Source organism: Actinoplanes oblitus (assembly GCF_030252345.1).
In the GTDB taxonomy this organism is placed as follows: Bacteria; Actinomycetota; Actinomycetes; order Mycobacteriales; family Micromonosporaceae; genus Actinoplanes; species Actinoplanes oblitus.
Genome location: NZ_CP126980.1, coordinates 511682 through 526747, shown reverse-complemented (window position 1 = coordinate 526747; position 15066 = coordinate 511682). Strand labels below are relative to the sequence as shown.

Here is a 15066-nt window from a genome sequence, read left to right as displayed (position 1 = left end):
CTGGACATCCGTGGGCTGAGCGACATCGCGCGAGATCGCGATACCGGCGACCACCCAATCGGCGCCGAGCTTCACTGCCGGCGTCGCTGCGGTTGACGGCCGTACTCGCATACTGGACACGGCCCGGGACACTTTCGCCGAGGACCGCGCCGCAGGGCGACCGGCGCCGAGGCGCCATCACCGGACCCGCGGGAGCAGGAGCGCGCGTTGGCCAGCGCGGCGGGCTGAGTCCCGGCTACGGCGCAGAAGCTGCCGGACTCGCATCTGTGAATTTTCTCGGTACGGGCAACCTTTTGACTCTCCCGGACCACTTGAAGGACATCTCGTCAGAAGCAACGACGGAAAGAGAGCACTGACATGTCCCCGGCACCCCCATGTCAACGACGGCACGTCGCGCTGACGGCAGTCGCCGGTCGACCGTGACCCGATCCGTCACCGAGTCCGGAACCCGGGTCACCGACGTGAAGTCCTGAGCGGCCGAGGATGGATATACGTAAGGCCGAAAACTACTCAGGGTGGTCGGCGCGGACGGGGGATCCGGTAGCGCCATACGAACCACCCGCCCTGCCGCGCTCGTTGTCCGAGCGGCCGGGTTACCCGCGGGATCGTGCCTTGACGGGCTCATCACCTGCTGTTACGGTCCAGCGTCGAGTTTTCCGAGGTCACTGTCCGAGCCGCATCGACCGGCGACTCCGGAGCCCCGGGCTGAGGATGCACGGCGGAGCGGAGGTCGCGATCCTGTCAACGGAAAGTCACCAACGGACCTTACGCGGGGAGGCCGGCACATGATGGAGGCGGCCATGTCGGCGCAGCGCGAACAGGCCTTCCACGCCTTCTTCGAGACGCATTACGCGGGGTTGACCCGGCTGGCGTACCTGGTGACCGGCAAGCCGGAGGTGGCGGACGACTTGACCGCGGACGCGCTCCTGGAAGTATGGCGGCACTGGGACCGCGTCGCCGCGGCGGACAGCCCGATCGGGTACGCCCGTGGGGTGCTCGTCAACCTGGCCCGCAACAGGCTCCGGCGGGAGGGGCGGGAACGGCGGGGCCTGCTCGCCCTGCTTCCGTTGTGGACGGACCAGACGTACGCCAGGGAAGTTGACGTTCCGGCGGCAGTCGACGTGGACGGAGCGCTGCGCCGCTTGCCGTATCGGCGCCGGGCCTGTGTGGTCCTCCGGCACGTCTTCGACCTCTCGGAGCAGGAGACGGCACGTACGCTCGGGATATCGGTCGGAACAGTGAAGAGCCAGACCTCACGCGGGGTGACCCAGTTGGCGGGGCTGCTGGGCATGAGCCGGAAAGCCGACCAATCCGGCGCGCCGTCATCGGCGACCGGCCGTACGGATTCGTTGGCCCCCGTGGCGCGGGTCGTGACCCCGCCCGGCCGGCCAGGAACGGAGGTCTGATGTCGTCGGATCGAGTCGGCGCCGCGTTGCGCGCGAAGGCAGCCGCCTATCAGCCGGACCGAATGGCCATTCTGGACCGGATACACCGAGGTCAGGCTGCCCTCGAGCCGGTACGGAACCCGCGCGCCGGCCACCGGCGCACAGCTGTACGGACGGCCGGGATGGCGGCGACGGTGGCCGCGGTGCTCGCCTCCAGTGTGGCGGTCACGTGGGCCGCCATGAGCAACAATGTGCTGCACACGTCTTCGCCCGAGCCGGTGGTGTCCCCCGCCCCGGCCAGCCGCAGCCCCCGGACGCCGCATGGCCCGGCCACCATCAGCCGGCCACCGTCCGCATCTCCTACGTCGTCTCCGGTGTCGTCCCAAGCCTCCCGGTCACCGACGGCCTCGTCCAGCGCGAAGAACAGTCAGCAAGGCTTTCTCCGCGTCCGCGGCACCGTGGACTCCCACAGCATCGACAACTGGGCACAGAGCAATGTGACGGTACTGACCAGCGAAACGATTACGGGGCTGGAGGTGAGCGTCCGGGTGGTCGCCACCCCGTACCTGTCCAGCACCGGGTCGTGGAGCACCGTGCCGTCCGAGAAACTGGTGGCAACCGTTGCACGGGAGGGAGACGCGCTGATCTACCGGTTCGCGGTGAAGCCGGGCGTCTACCTGGAGAAGGGGTCGTACACCTTCGCCGTGCAGTACAGCCATGCCGTGGGCGGCAGGGATGCCAGCCATGACACGTACCACGCGGTGGCCGCTTCCAGCGGCGCCCGGGCCGAGGTTGACGGTGGCTTCTGAACCGCTTTTCACGGATCGCCCATCGAGGCCAGGGTCCTTGACCACGTCGGCACCGACGTCGTTGAGGAAGTCTCCCGCGTCATCCAGCCAGGACGATTTCTCGGGCGCCGCGGCCGCCTCGTTGTCCAGGAAGCTCGCCGCGTTCCAGGATCGCCGCGGAGGCTTGCCGCGTGGGCGTTGTCGACAGCTCGATAGGCCGTCGCTGCTCGCCCGAGGATGTCGCTGACCTCCTTCGCATCCTCGACCAGCAGATCGAGCCCGTCGTTCCAACGGTCGCAGAAGTGCTTCACCGCCCGATGAACGCTGACGTCCCCGTAGGCCTCTGGCGCGACACCGCAACCTCGCACCTTGGTACTCCCTGCGGATATCTGCATGTCCCTCTTGGTTGGTACAAAGCGTGCGGCTCATGACGTCACCCGTTTAGAGTGGGCGGCTGGCGTTGTCGGAAGGTGATGATGGCGAAGCTGATCCTGTCCCCGGAGGAAACGGTCCTCTGCGAGGCAGTTGGGGTTCACGCCTTCCTCCGGGCACGCGCGGTGGCTGCCGATGGGGAGATCGTTGTCCAGGCTGTCGGCACCTCCGGCCAGGCGGTCGGCAAGGTCCGCGACGGCGGAGTGGTGTCCGGCGAGGTTGTTTCGGGGGCTACGCCCACCCTGACCGGGGTGTGCACCTGCGCCGACCTGGATTGCGTCCATATCGCGGCACTGCTGATCGCAGCCCGACAGGCGACCGCACCGAAAAAGTCCGCTGCGCCAGCGCAGCGCCGGCCCAGGGCCAGCCGGTGGGAGTCCCAGCTATCCGCATGGATGCGGGATGTGGCCGGACCGCCGCTGCCGCAGCCCGCGGAACCCGGCCTCGGCCTGCAGTTCGAGCTGGTGAGCGGTTACCTTCCACGAAGTCGTAGGACCGGGCAGCGGATCTCGATGCGTCCGGTTCTGCCCGGGCGTAAAGGCTGGGTGCGCACCGGCATCAACTGGTACTCGATCACCTACGCCGGAGGCCACTCGCCCGATCTGGAGCACCACCGCCGGCTGCTCAACGAGATCATCAAACTGTCCGGTTCCTACACGCCTTACTACGGCAGTGGGAGCACGAATCTGTTCCTTGACGAGTTCGGCAGTCGACGGATCTGGGACCTGCTGGCCGAGGCGCAGGATTGCGGCCTGCCACTGGTGCAGTACGGCAAGAACGCCGCACCGGTAATCGTGGCTCGCCGTCCTGCCCCGGTGTCGTTGCAGGTGGACCGGGTCGACGGCGACCTGTCACTGCAAGCCGTGATGCAGGTCGACGGCACGCCAGTCGACGTCGAGCACGCGATGTTCATCGGCGAGCCGGCGCACGGCATCGCCTCCTGGAGCGCGGAGGCAGGCCAGACGCTGCGCCTGGCTCCGCTCGCCCGTCCCCTCCCGAAATCGGCACGCAAGGTCCTGACGGCACCGAGCATCCGGATCCCGGGCGGCCAGGAAGAGCGATTCTTCGCCGAGTTCTACCCCGGCCTGGTCCGGCAGTTGGACGTCGTACCGGCGGGACCGGACGTGAGCCTGCCCGATGTGGGTGCACCGGCTCTGACCGTGACGTTGACCGCCGAACGCGGGCATCAGCTGCGGTTGCGGTGGGAGTGGGTGGTCACGGTGGGCGGTGGCCGATACACCGAGCCGCTTTGGTCGCCGACGTTCTCCGACGAGCAGGCCGAACTCGTACGGAAAGTAAGTGATCTTGTTGGATCTGGCCCGCTCGAATCGAGCCTGACGAGTCCTCGGCTCGCCGCTGAATCGGTGCTCAGTGGCGACGCGATGATTCATTTCCTGGCTACGGTGGCACCCGCGCTGGTCGAAGTCGGCGTGGCCGTGGTGGAGCCGGCCGGGGACTGGGACCTGCGGGAGAGCGAAGCCGCGCCGGTCATCACCTTCGCCAACGCCGAACAGACTGACGAGCACGACTGGTTCGATCTGTCGGTGCGCGTCGAGGTGGGCGGCGAGCGAGTCGACTTCGAAACACTCTTCGTCGCGCTCGCCCGTGACCAGGAGTTCCTGATTCTGCCTGGCGGCACCTATTTCGCCCTGGACCGGCCGGGGTTCCGGCAGCTGCGCGAGCTGATCGCCGAATCCCGCGCGCTCACCGACAGCCCGCCGGGCGTCCTGCGGGTACTACCGCCACCCGATCGAACGCGAGCGCGACCAGGACCGGCTCGCCCAGTTGCGCCGCCGGATCCGGCCGCTGGTGCTGCGCCGCCGCAAGAGCGAGGTCGCCGCCGAACTACCGCCCAAACAAGAACAGATCGCCGAGGTCGACCTGTCCCCGGGACACCGCAAGATCTACCAGCGGTACCTGCAGCGCGAACGGCAGAAGGTACTTGGCCTGCTCGGCGACCTGGAGAAGAACAGGTTCGAGATCTTCCGCTCGCTCACCCTGCTGCGCCAGGCCAGCCTGGACGTCGCACTGGTCGACGAACAGCACCGGACAGTTTCGTCGACGAAACTCGACCTGCTCGTCGAGCAGCTCACCGACATCGCCACGGAAGGCCACCGCACCCTGGTCTTCAGCCAGTTCACCCGCTTCCTGGGCGCCGCCCGCGACCGGTTGGAACATGCCGGCATCGCCTGCGTCTACCTGGACGGCACCACCCGTAATCGCAAGCGGGTGATCGAGGAATTCAAGACCGGCGCCGCACCGGTCTTCCTGATCAGTCTCAAGGCCGGCGGGTTCGGCCTGAACCTGACCGAGGCCGACTACTGCATCCTGCTCGACCCGTGGTGGAACCCCGCGGCCGAAGCGCAGGCCGTGGATCGGGCCCATCGCATCGGCCAGACCCGCAACGTGATGGTCTACCGCCTGGTAGCGCGCAACACCATCGAAGAGAAGGTGATGGCCCTTCAGGCACGCAAGGCCGAACTGTTCGCCGGCGTGATGGACGGCGGAGAATTCGCGTCCGCCGGGCTCACCGCAGCCGACATCCGCGAACTCCTCAGTTAGCTAGCCATTCGGCTGTTCGCACTGCTCAGCGATGAGAACGCCGATCACGCTCAGCGCCGCTCGACCCCTGTGTACGCGCCCGCTACGGCGACTGCGCACCAACCGGCCGCCTGTGGGAGCCTTCGACGCCGGGACCATGGGGGCGGCTCGTGCAAATTGCCCGTAGATCCGGCCGACAGGTTCGGACCGGCGGACCTTCAAGTGCCGTCGGCGATGGCCGTGGCCTGCACAGCGATGCCGTTGGCGGTCTCGATGGTGGCTTGGACCTGCAGCGTCAGCCTCTCGACGCTGGCACCGACCGCAGCGAGCCCAGTCCCGGCGCCGGGCGTGGTTTCTCCCTGGCGAGCGCTTCGCCGGCTTCGCCCAGCCGCGTCGTTCGCGGCGCGGTAGGCGTCGTCACGTTTTCCGCGACGAACACCTACTCGACCTCTGCGGCGATGACATCGTCGCGCTTCGACGCCAACCCGCGCATGGCAGAGGCTTGGCAGCGACTGGCCGCCGGCATTCCCCACCCGGCTGACACCGACCTGCTGCGGCACGAACGTTTCGAAGCGCAGCAGATGGCCAGGACCGGGGACCCGAGTTACGGGCGTGCACATACCGCGACCATCGAGGCAGGATTCACGTGGGATCCTGAAGCCGCCGCCCGCGATGGGATCGGTTATCAGCGGAGTTACTAAACACCACGTGGACTTAGGATGACGCCGGCAATGACTGCCTCGATCGGGATCTGGGCACAGGGCGACCCAACCGGCGAGAGCGTGCTTTACCGGTGGGAGGCCGACCAACAGACCGGTTTCGTGACCTTCGAAGTACCGACTCGAAAGATCCGCCCGGCAGATGGCAACGGTCAATCGATCGGCGATCTTGTATTCGATCCCGCTGAAGGTGAGCCGTCTGGCACTGCGGTTGGCGTGAACCGGCCGCTGTTCAATCAGGTGTCGTCGCCATCATGCGCGCATATCGGCGTTCCGGCACTGCCCGTTACCTTTTTGATCGTCCCCAGCCGGGGACTGCTCGGTCGCTCGGTCCGGTATGACTTACTGCCCCTGTCGTACGCATGATCCGGGGGGTGTTGTCGCCGGGCCAGGTGGCGTCGGCGGACCGCTGATAGGGACCCGGCCACCCCCTCGGGTAGGTCTCTCCGTAACGTGGCTGCCGGCAGTCCGACGCTCTGACCAGCGACCGAGCCCATGATGGACATCGTGGGAGACAAGACGTGATCAACGAGTACGGCGTGTTTCTGGGCCTGGACGTCGGCAAGCAAGACCATCATGCGGTCGCACTCGATCCGGCCGGCAAGCGACTGCATGACGCGGCGCTGCCGAACACCGAGGCCGGGCTGCGGAAGCTGTTCGACAAACTCGGCCGGCACGGCCGGATCCTCGCGGTGGTCGACCAGCCCGCCTCGATCGGTGCCCTGCCCGTCGCGGTCGCCCGGGCCTGCGGACACCAGATCGCCTACCTGCCCGGCCTGGTCATGCGCCGGCTCGCTGACCTGCATCCCGGCACCGCGAAGACCGACGCTCGCGACGCCTACGTGATCGCCGACGCCGCCCGGACCCTGCCGCACACCCTGCGCCGGGTCGACGCCGGTGACGACACCCTCGCCGAGCTGGAGATGCTGGTCGGCTACGACGACGACCTCGCCGGTGAAGTGACCCGCATCAGCAACCGGATCCGCGGTCTGCTCACCCAGATCCACCCGCCACTGGAACGGGTGCTGGGCCCGAAAGTCCAGCACGCGGCCGTGCTGGAACTGTTGTCGCGGTGCGGCGGCCCAGCCGGGCTGCGCAAGGCAGGACGCTCGAAACTCGCCGAGATCGTCAAGCCACGTGCACCCCGCATGGGCGTCCGCCTCGTCGAGCAGATCTTCACCGCCCTGGACGCCCAGACCGTCGTGGTTCCCGGCACCACCGCAGCCGAAACCATCCTGCCGAAGCTGGCGGACAGCCTGCGTGACCTGCTGAAACAACGCGACCAGGTCGCAGGCCAAGTTGAGGAGATGCTTGATGCTCACCCTCTTGCCGAGGTCCTGATCTCGATGCCCGGCGTCGGGGTCAGGACCGCAGCCCGGATCCTGCTCGAAGTCGGCGATGTCGCCGCGTTCCCCACCTCCGGCCACCTGGCCGCCTACGCCGGCCTCGCCCCAGTGACCCGCCGCTCGGGCACCAGCATCCGGGGCGAACACCCACCCAAGGGAGGCAACAAGCAGCTCAAACGCGCGTTCTTCCTGTCCGCGTTCGCCGCCCTGTCCGACCCCTTGAGCCGGGCCTATTACGACCGCAAGAGAGCCGAAGGCAAGAAACACAACGCCGCCCTCATCTGCCTAGCCCGACGCCGCGTCGACGTCCTGCACGCCATGCTCCGCAGCCGCACCACTTACCAGTACAAACCGGCAGAAAAGCACGCGCTCACTGCTTGACAAAACCATAGGGACACCCCCCACACACAACCGCACACGCCTACTGCTACTGAGCTCGGGGACAAGGCGTACAACAGCGAAGTCCACGTCATGACGGTGATGCGGTTCCACATCAATGAGGTGTTCGACATCCCGGCGCGAGGTGGTTTGATCGCCGTCGGGTCGATCCGTGACGGCGAGATCGTCGGCGTCCCGCGTCTTCGGGATGGCACCAGCGGAAATCTCGTCCACGTACTCGGGGTCGATCACCCCACAGCGCGAACTCGGCGCACCGGTGAGACCATCCTGGTGGTCGATCGGGCGGACGCCGACTATGTCGAGGTGGGGCGCACCTGGACCGTCGAAGAATAGAAGAGGTAAGGAATCAACAAGGCTGCTCGAATCAGCCGGCGCATCACCCCAGGCGTCGCGCTAGATCTCTTCGAGTGACTGTTCCCGTGGGTCGGCCATGGCCTCCCCCTCGCAGCGGTCCAGCAACCGGCTCGCCTCACCGAGTTTGACCCTGCAGGACGAATCGCTGCTTCTCCAATATCCGGCCGTCGCCGACTTCGCGACCGAGTCGCCCGAGGAGGTGGACACTCCACCGGCCGGACACGGTGGACGATGAGCGGCGGTTCGATGATCTATCCACTGTTGGCGCTGTTCCAGCAGGCACCCCCGCCGGCCGGATCCGGGAGCGAACTTCGACCGAAAAAGTCGGAGGACGATGACAACCGGATGTGCGGCCGCACCAGTCTGAGGGGTGATGACCCGACGGAGGGGTGACGCCATGCGCGATGGTGCGGAAGAGGAGTACACCGAGTACGTCGCGGCCCGGATCCCGGCGCTGAGACGTCTGGCGTATCTGCTCGCCGGTGACGAGCACCGCGCCGACGACCTGGTTCAGCAGACCATCACCACGCTCTACCTGAAGTGGCGGCGGGCCAGTGCCGCCACCAACCTCGACGCCTACGTGCGCACCATGCTGGTCCGCACGTTCGTGGATGAGAAAAGGCTGGCGTGGGCGCGGGTCCGGCTGTTCCGGCAGGCGCCGGAGCCGCCACCGGCCGAGTCCGGTGGCGTCGAGGACCGCCAGGTGGTCCGGGCGGCGCTGGGCCGGCTGCCGCGCCGGCAGCAGGCCGTGCTGGTGCTGCGGTATTTCTACGACCTGCCGGTCGACGACGTCGCCACGACGCTCGGCTGCTCCACCGGCACGGTCAAAAGCCAGACCTCCCGTGGGCTTGCCACGCTGCGACGACTGCTCGGCGAGCCGGAGCTCGCCGCCGCGAATTGAGGAGCCGACATGCCATCCGATTTCGACCTGCTGCGTGCCCTCGACACGGAGCCGCACACCGCATCCACGGTCGACGTCCGGCAGGCGATCGCTGACGGACGCCGCAAGAAGCGGCAGCGCGGTGCTGGATATGCGGGTGTCGCGCTGACCTTCGTCGCGGTCACCGGCGTGACGATCGCCAGCGGCGCGCTCAGCCACACGCCGGCGAAGCCGACGCCCGGCACCGACGTCGCCGCGACGAAGACCACGCCGGCCGCATCCGCGCCGTCGAGCTGCACTGTGCAGCAGCTGACCGTGCCGAAAAACGCGCCGAAGGCGGTGGTCAGCGGCGCTGACTCCACGGGGAGCTATCTCGCCGGCCGCTCCTACCCGACGGCGGATCAATACCAGGCGGTCATCTGGCACAACGGCACCGGGACCGAGGTGCCGTTGCCGGGCGACGAGGAGGAGTCGCTGGAGGACGTCAACGCCAGCGGCACCGCGGTGGGCTGGTCCTACCTCCAGCAGAAGCAGACCCCGTTCGTCTACTACAACGGCCGGGTGTCGCAGCTCAGCGGTGTCACTGACGGTTCGGCGAACGCGATCAACGACCGCGGCACGATCGTCGGGGAGGACGGTGAGCACCCGATCTTCTGGTCCTCGGTGACCGCGCAGCCGCGCCGGCTACCGGTTCCGGCCGGCGCCGCCTCGGCCACAGCGGCCGACATCGACGAGGACGGCACCATCGTCGGCACGATCGGCAACAAGACGCCGTATGTCTGGCTGCCGGACGGCTCACACCACGCGCTCAAGGTTCCCGAGCTCAACGGCAAGGCGGCTGAGGGCCGGGTCTTCCACATCAGCGGCGGCTGGGTGATCGGCGTGGTGAACGAGGCCGGCAGCGGCAAGGGATCCGCGAGGGCAAAGGCGAGGGGCGAGACCAAGACGGCCCGCTGGAACGTTCGCACCGGCGAGGTGCAGATCATCGAAGGGCTTGACGGTACGCCCGACGCGGTCAACGCGCAGGGCTGGCTGACCGCTGTCGAGCGGCAGACCGGCGCCGTGCTCCATGCCGACACCAGCACGATCAAGCTGCCCGGCCTGGCGCCTCGGGGCGCCGACCAGCTGGCCGACATCGCCAACACGATCAGCAACGACGGCAGGACGATCGGCGGCCAGTCGAACGACACGAACGGCGTGATCCAGCCGGTGGTGTGGCACTGCAAGTAGGCAGCGGCCGGGCGGGCAGTTCACGGACGCTGCGGGCCGGTCCCGCTGAGGTCAGGCCTCAGCGGGACCGGTAAGCGGCTCGGCTGGCTTCGATGTGGGGGACGTGTTCGATGGCCCAGCCGGCCAGGGCCAGCGCGGGTGGGATCAGGCTTTTGCCAACGGGGGTGAGGGTGTATTCCACGCGGGGCGGCACTTCGGCGTAGACCTTGCGGTTGACCAGGCCGTCTCGTTCCAGGTTGCGGAGGGTGAGGGTGAGCATCCGCTGGGAGATGCCGGGGATCTGCTGGGCCAGGTCGGTGAAACGCAGCGTGCCCTGGTCGAGGGTGGCCACGACGAGCAGCGTCCACTTGTTGCAGATCTGGTCGAGGATGGCCCGCAGCGTCTGGCCGCCGTCGCCCCGGATCATGCAGGTGTGCTCGTACTGCGACATGCCGCTCCCTGTGCCTGAGGCACACGCGTGTGCCTTTTGTAAGCCTGTCGGTGGTGACCCATGATGTGGCCGATCACGGCGCTTCGAAGGGGCACACATGGAGATCGCGTACTGGATTCTGGCCGGTTTGCTCGCGCTGTTCTACCTCTACGCCGGTGGGCTGAAAGTGATGCGCAGCCAGGATCAGCTGCGGCCGATGATGGGCTGGGTCGATCAGATCCCGATGCCGTTGGTGCGGACGATCGGCGTTCTGGAGATCCTGGGCGCGCTCGGGCTGATCCTGCCACCGCTGACCGGGATCGCGACGGCGCTGGCACTCGCCGCCGCGATCGGCCTGGTCCTCATCCAGGTCGGCGGGATCATCACGCACGTCTCCCGCGGCGAGACCAAGGTGCTCGGCCTCAACATCGCGCTGCTGGCCGCCGCGGCGATCACCGCCTGGCTCGCCACCACCTGGCTCTGACCGCTGCGACGCACCATCGGGTTGGGGCGGCTGCGACGCACTTCGGTTCCGGGCGACTGCGACGCGCCACCGAATCTCGGCGACTGCAACGCACCACCAGGCCTGGGCGACTGCAACGCACCACCGAATCTCGGCCCCTGCGACACACCACCGGATTGAGGCCGGTCCGACGCACCATCGGCGACGGCTACTGGTGCGGCTCCACGCCGAAGGCGACGTCCAGGCGGTATTTCGTGCCGGTGTAGCGGGATTCACTCAGCTCCAGCGGGCGGCCCTCCTGGTCCAGGATCAGCCGCTCCTCCACCAGCAGCGCGCTGCCGACCGGCACGCCCAGTTCCTTCGCGTCCTCCTCGTTCGCCGGCTGTGCGGTGATCGTCGAGGTGCCCCGGGTCGGGACCCGGCCGAGCGCGACGAGTGCCTCGTGCACCGAGCCGGAGAGGTCGAAGTCGAGCAGGGCGCTCAGCACTCCGGGGTAACACGCGTGCTCGAAGGCGAACGGGTCGCCGTCGGCCTGCCGAACCCGGTAGATCGCCACCACGTCGCCGGCCCGCTGCCGCAGCCGGGTGGCCTCGATCACGCTGGCCGGGCGCAGCTCCGCGCTGACCACCCGGGACGACGGGACCTTGCCCTGCTTGCGAATCTCCTCGCTGAGCCGGATCAGGTTGTCCGCGCGGCGCGGGCCGGTGGGCACCGCCACGAAGGTCCCGCGGCCCGGCGCCCGGTACGCCAACCCGTCGTTCACCAGCTGCGTGACCGCGGCCCGGGCGGTCATCCTGCTCACCCCGAACTCGCGGGCCAGCTCCGGCTCGGAGGGCAGCGGATCGTGCGGCCGCGCCTTGGCGATTCGCGCTCGGAGTTCCTGCTCGATGCGGAAGTAGCGCGGCGCGAAGTCTGGTCCGGCGGACATGTCGCACACCCTACCGACACGAACAACCTGTCTAGACAGGTGGCTGTCTAGACAGGTACGGTCCGATGCCATGGACTTCACCGTCTCGCAGATCGCCCGCATGATCGACCACTCGATCCTCCAGCCGCAGTTCACCGTCGAGGACGTGCGGTCCGGCTGCGCCGTCGCGGCGAAGTACCAGGTCGCGTCGGTCTGCGTGCGCCCGTCCGACGTGCCGCTCGCTGTCGAACTGCTGCGCGGCACCGAGGTGCGCGTGGGCACGGTGATCGGCTTCCCGCACGGCGACACCAGCACCGAGGTGAAGGTGGCCGAGACCGAGCAGGCGGTGGCCCGCGGCGCCACCGAGATCGACATGGTGATCAACATCGGCTGGCTGCGCTCGGGTGACGTCGCGGCGGTGGAGACCGAGATCAAGGAGATCGTGCGGGTGGCCGGCGCGGCCCACGTCAAGGTCATCCTGGAGACGGCCTACCTGACCGACGAGGAGAAGCTGGCGGCGTGCTGGGCCGCGGAACGGGCCGGCGCGGCGTTCGTGAAGACCTCGACCGGGTTCGCCCCGACCGGTGCGACGATCGACGACCTGGCCCTGATGCGCTCGGCGGTGTCGTCGCAGGTGCAGGTCAAGGCGTCCGGCGGGATCCGCAGCCTGGACACCATGCTGGCGATGGCCGCCGTCGGGGTGACCCGGTTCGGCACGTCGGCGACCGCGGAGATCCTGGAGGACCTGGCCCGGCGACAGGTGACCGCCTACGCCCGCCGCGGCTGAGACACAGCGGCGAACGACCCCCGGGCACGACTCGGACACGAGAGCTCGGACACGAGAGCTCGGGGCACGACTCGGACACGAGAGCTCGGGGCACGACTCGGACACGAGAGCTCGGGGCGAAAGCTCGGAGACGAAACCGCCAAAGCTCGCCGGCCGAAGAGCGGCCGGCTGGAGAACGCGCCACAAGCGATGCCGGAGGCACGACGCGAACCCGCGTCGCGACCCGGCGAGCCGGTACCCCACAAGGGTCCGGCCAGCCGGGAACCCCAACGATCCTGGACGAGACGTACGTTTATGATCTTGGCGCGTGATCCACAAAAGTCTGTCCATAGTGGTGGCGACTGGATTGATCGGTGCCGCCACCCTGCTCGGCGCCGCCCCGGCGCTCGCCGACGAGACCGAACCCTCCGAACCACCCCGCGTTGAGCTGGTTCTCGACGTCAGCGGCTCGATGCGCGCCGCCGACATCGACGGCGAAACCCGGATCGCGGTGGCCAAGCGCGCCTTCAACAAGGTCGTCGACGCGCTCCCGGAGGACACTCAGCTCGGCATCCGGGTGCTGGGTGCCACCTATTCCGGCAAGAACAAGAAGATCGCCTGCAAGGACACGCAGCAGATCGTCCCGGTCGGGCCGGTCAACGCGGTCCAGGCCAAGAACGCGATCGCCACGCTGAAGCCGACCGGGTACACCCCGATCGGGCTGGCGCTGAAGAAGGCCGCCGAGGATCTCGGTGACACCGATTCGGTACGCCGGATCGTCCTGATCACCGACGGCGAGGACACCTGCACCCCGCCCGACCCGTGCGAGGTGGCCCGGGAACTGGCCGCCCGGGGCACTCACCTGGTCGTCGACACGCTCGGCCTGACCCCGGACGAGAAGACCCGCAAGCAGCTGGTCTGCATCTCCACCGCGACCGGCGGCACCTACGCCGCGGCGACCAGCGAGGAGGAGCTGACCGACCGGGTGCAGCAGCTGGTCGACCGGGCCGCGGTGCCGCCGCCGGTGCAACCGGCAGTGGTCACCGGCTCCGCGGACTGCACGAACGCGCCGCTGCTCGCCCCGGGCGTCTACACCGACCGGGAGAAGATCAGCGAGCACCGCTTCTACCGGGTCGCCGTGCAGCCCGACCAGGAGCTGCGCGCCTCGGTCAGCATCTCGCTCGACCGGGCGCTGAACCCGGATTACGGGGTGCTCCTCAAGGCCGCGACGAAGGACGGCCGTGAGCTGGTCCGCGGCGTCGACGCGGGCAGCGGGCGCGCGGACGTCCTCTCCGCGGGCCTGCGCTGGTCGGCCGACGAGCAGAAGGCGGACGCCAAGGCCTCGGCGGAGGCTGCGGAGAGCGACGTCGACGAACCGGCCGCGACCTCCACCGAGCTCTGCCTGATCGTGAGCAACTCGTTCGCCTCGACGGCGACCGCGGCGGGTGCCCCCGGCATGCCGGTCGAGCTGAGCATCGACCTGGTCGACGCGTCACACGCCCCGGATGCCCCCGGCCTCGGCCGCGGCTTCCTGTTCCTGCTGGTCCTGGCGATCGCCGGGCTGGTCGCCGGCGTGCTGGCCGGCTGGATCACCCGCTACTGGGTGGCCACCTGGAGGGAGAACTGATGCGGATCAAGCACCTCGCCGTGGCCGGTGCCGCGATCGTCGGCATCGCCGCCGTCCCCGCCCCGGCTTTCGCCGACGACCCGTCCCCGGCCCCGGCGGTGAACCTCGCCGGCACCTCGTTCCTGACCGCGGTGCCGATCGGCGCGAGCCAGCCGGTGCAGGTCGGCGCGGTCACCGGCGACTACCTGTACTGGCAGTTCACCGCCGAGGCCGGGCAGCGCCCGGACCTCACCGCCACTGTCGCCCTGCCGGACAAGGGACGCACCGGCGACGAGTCGTGGATCATCGAGGTCTTCGACGGGCTACGCCGCCGGCAGGCCTGCGTGGCGGGTGAGCAGAGCCCGGTGGCCGGCAAGGACGACGCCCAGGTGACCCTGGGATGCCGGCTGCGGCAGGTTCGCTCGTGGGCCGAGCCGCAGGACGGCGATCCGCTTCCCGGCACCTACTACGTACGCCTGTCCAGCACCGCGGTGCCCGAGACCGATCTGGGCCTGCCGCTCAAGGTCGGCCTGACCCTGCGCACCCCGACCGGCGATCAGGACGCCGACCAGGGCGAACTCGCCAAGCCGCTGGTCCCGGACAACCAGCCGGGCACGGTCCTGACCGCGCCCGCGCCGTCTCCGTCGGCGACGGCGGAGGCCGAGGAGAGCAGCTTCAGCACGGATTGGCTGCCGGACTTCTCCGGCCGCTGGTTCTGGACCGCCGGCGGTGGCATTCTCGCCGCCCTCACCGGACTGTTCGGCTTCTCCCTGACCCGGCGACGCCGAGGCGTCTGACCGAAAACGCGGTAAGCGAGACCACCCGCGGGCAATGAAGGGTG

16 protein-coding genes are annotated in these 15066 nt (G+C 68.6%); 13 read left to right on the top strand and 3 right to left on the bottom strand.

Features of this window, described 5'->3' with window-relative positions; all coding sequences use genetic code 11:
• Nucleotides 1-800 precede the first annotated feature (800 nt).
• Complete coding sequence (locus Actob_RS02395) at nt 801-1406, top strand: SigE family RNA polymerase sigma factor (protein WP_284918329.1); 606 nt, start codon at nt 801-803, stop codon at nt 1404-1406.
• Nucleotides 1406-2194: a hypothetical protein gene (locus tag Actob_RS02390; RefSeq protein ID WP_284918328.1), complete on the top strand. Its 789-nt coding sequence runs from the start codon at nt 1406-1408 to the stop codon at nt 2192-2194. The genes Actob_RS02395 and Actob_RS02390 overlap by 1 nt, the downstream gene beginning before the upstream one ends.
• A gap of 1262 nt (nt 2195-3456) precedes the next feature.
• Here Actob_RS02390 and Actob_RS43950 read toward each other — a convergent pair.
• Nucleotides 3457-4131 carry a hypothetical protein gene (locus Actob_RS43950; protein ID WP_407653542.1) on the bottom strand — a complete coding sequence of 225 codons (675 nt, stop codon included), beginning with the start codon at nt 4129-4131 and terminating at the stop codon, nt 3457-3459.
• A 259-nt stretch (nt 4132-4390) separates the two neighbouring features.
• Here Actob_RS43950 and Actob_RS43945 point away from each other — a divergent pair, with 259 nt between their 5' ends.
• The 7 genes from Actob_RS43945 to Actob_RS02350 all read left to right on the top strand — a co-directional run bounded on the left by Actob_RS43945 (nt 4391) and on the right by Actob_RS02350 (nt 10074).
• The gene (locus tag Actob_RS43945; RefSeq protein ID WP_407653541.1) at nt 4391-5167 is read left to right on the top strand and encodes a DEAD/DEAH box helicase; all 777 of its coding nucleotides are present in this window, start codon (nt 4391-4393) and stop codon (nt 5165-5167) included.
• 260 nt (nt 5168-5427) lie between these two features.
• The gene (locus Actob_RS02375; protein WP_284918327.1) at nt 5428-5847 is read left to right on the top strand and encodes a hypothetical protein; all 420 of its coding nucleotides are present in this window, start codon (nt 5428-5430) and stop codon (nt 5845-5847) included.
• Between the two features lie 30 nt (nt 5848-5877).
• Entirely contained in the window at nt 5878-6231 is a 354-nt protein-coding gene (locus Actob_RS02370) for a hypothetical protein (RefSeq protein WP_284918326.1), read from the top strand.
• Between the two features lie 155 nt (nt 6232-6386).
• On the top strand, nt 6387-7592 hold the full coding sequence (locus Actob_RS02365; RefSeq protein WP_284918325.1) for an IS110 family RNA-guided transposase: 1206 nt from the start codon (nt 6387-6389) through the stop codon (nt 7590-7592).
• A 90-nt stretch (nt 7593-7682) separates the two neighbouring features.
• Nucleotides 7683-7943: a hypothetical protein gene (locus Actob_RS02360; RefSeq protein WP_284918324.1), complete on the top strand. Its 261-nt coding sequence runs from the start codon at nt 7683-7685 to the stop codon at nt 7941-7943.
• Nucleotides 7944-8361: 418 nt separating this feature from the next.
• Complete coding sequence (locus tag Actob_RS02355; RefSeq protein ID WP_284918323.1) at nt 8362-8865, top strand: SigE family RNA polymerase sigma factor; 504 nt, start codon at nt 8362-8364, stop codon at nt 8863-8865.
• Between the two features lie 9 nt (nt 8866-8874).
• The gene (locus Actob_RS02350; RefSeq protein ID WP_284918322.1) at nt 8875-10074 is read left to right on the top strand and encodes a hypothetical protein; all 1200 of its coding nucleotides are present in this window, start codon (nt 8875-8877) and stop codon (nt 10072-10074) included.
• Between the two features lie 58 nt (nt 10075-10132).
• On the opposite strand, the gene Actob_RS02345 is transcribed toward Actob_RS02350, so the two are convergent.
• Nucleotides 10133-10504, bottom strand: coding sequence for a winged helix-turn-helix transcriptional regulator (locus tag Actob_RS02345; RefSeq protein ID WP_284918321.1), 372 nt, complete (start codon nt 10502-10504; stop codon nt 10133-10135).
• Between the two features lie 97 nt (nt 10505-10601).
• Between Actob_RS02345 and Actob_RS02340 the strand changes: the two genes are divergently transcribed.
• Nucleotides 10602-10967: a DoxX family protein gene (locus tag Actob_RS02340; RefSeq protein WP_284918320.1), complete on the top strand. Its 366-nt coding sequence runs from the start codon at nt 10602-10604 to the stop codon at nt 10965-10967.
• 187 nt (nt 10968-11154) lie between these two features.
• Here the strand turns inward: Actob_RS02340 and Actob_RS02335 are convergent, their stop codons facing one another.
• The gene (locus tag Actob_RS02335; protein ID WP_284918319.1) at nt 11155-11874 is read right to left on the bottom strand and encodes a GntR family transcriptional regulator; all 720 of its coding nucleotides are present in this window, start codon (nt 11872-11874) and stop codon (nt 11155-11157) included.
• A gap of 70 nt (nt 11875-11944) precedes the next feature.
• On the opposite strand from Actob_RS02335, the gene deoC reads away from it, so the two are divergent.
• The 3 genes from deoC to Actob_RS02320 all read left to right on the top strand — a co-directional run bounded on the left by deoC (nt 11945) and on the right by Actob_RS02320 (nt 15022).
• Nucleotides 11945-12640, top strand: a complete 696-nt coding sequence (deoC, locus tag Actob_RS02330; protein WP_284918318.1) for a deoxyribose-phosphate aldolase — start codon at nt 11945-11947, stop codon at nt 12638-12640.
• Between the two features lie 310 nt (nt 12641-12950).
• On the top strand, nt 12951-14246 hold the full coding sequence (locus Actob_RS02325) for a VWA domain-containing protein (RefSeq protein ID WP_407653683.1): 1296 nt from the start codon (nt 12951-12953) through the stop codon (nt 14244-14246).
• Complete coding sequence (locus Actob_RS02320; RefSeq protein WP_284918316.1) at nt 14246-15022, top strand: peptidase; 777 nt, start codon at nt 14246-14248, stop codon at nt 15020-15022. Before Actob_RS02325 ends, Actob_RS02320 begins: the two co-directional genes overlap by 1 nt.
• Nucleotides 15023-15066 lie beyond the last annotated feature (44 nt).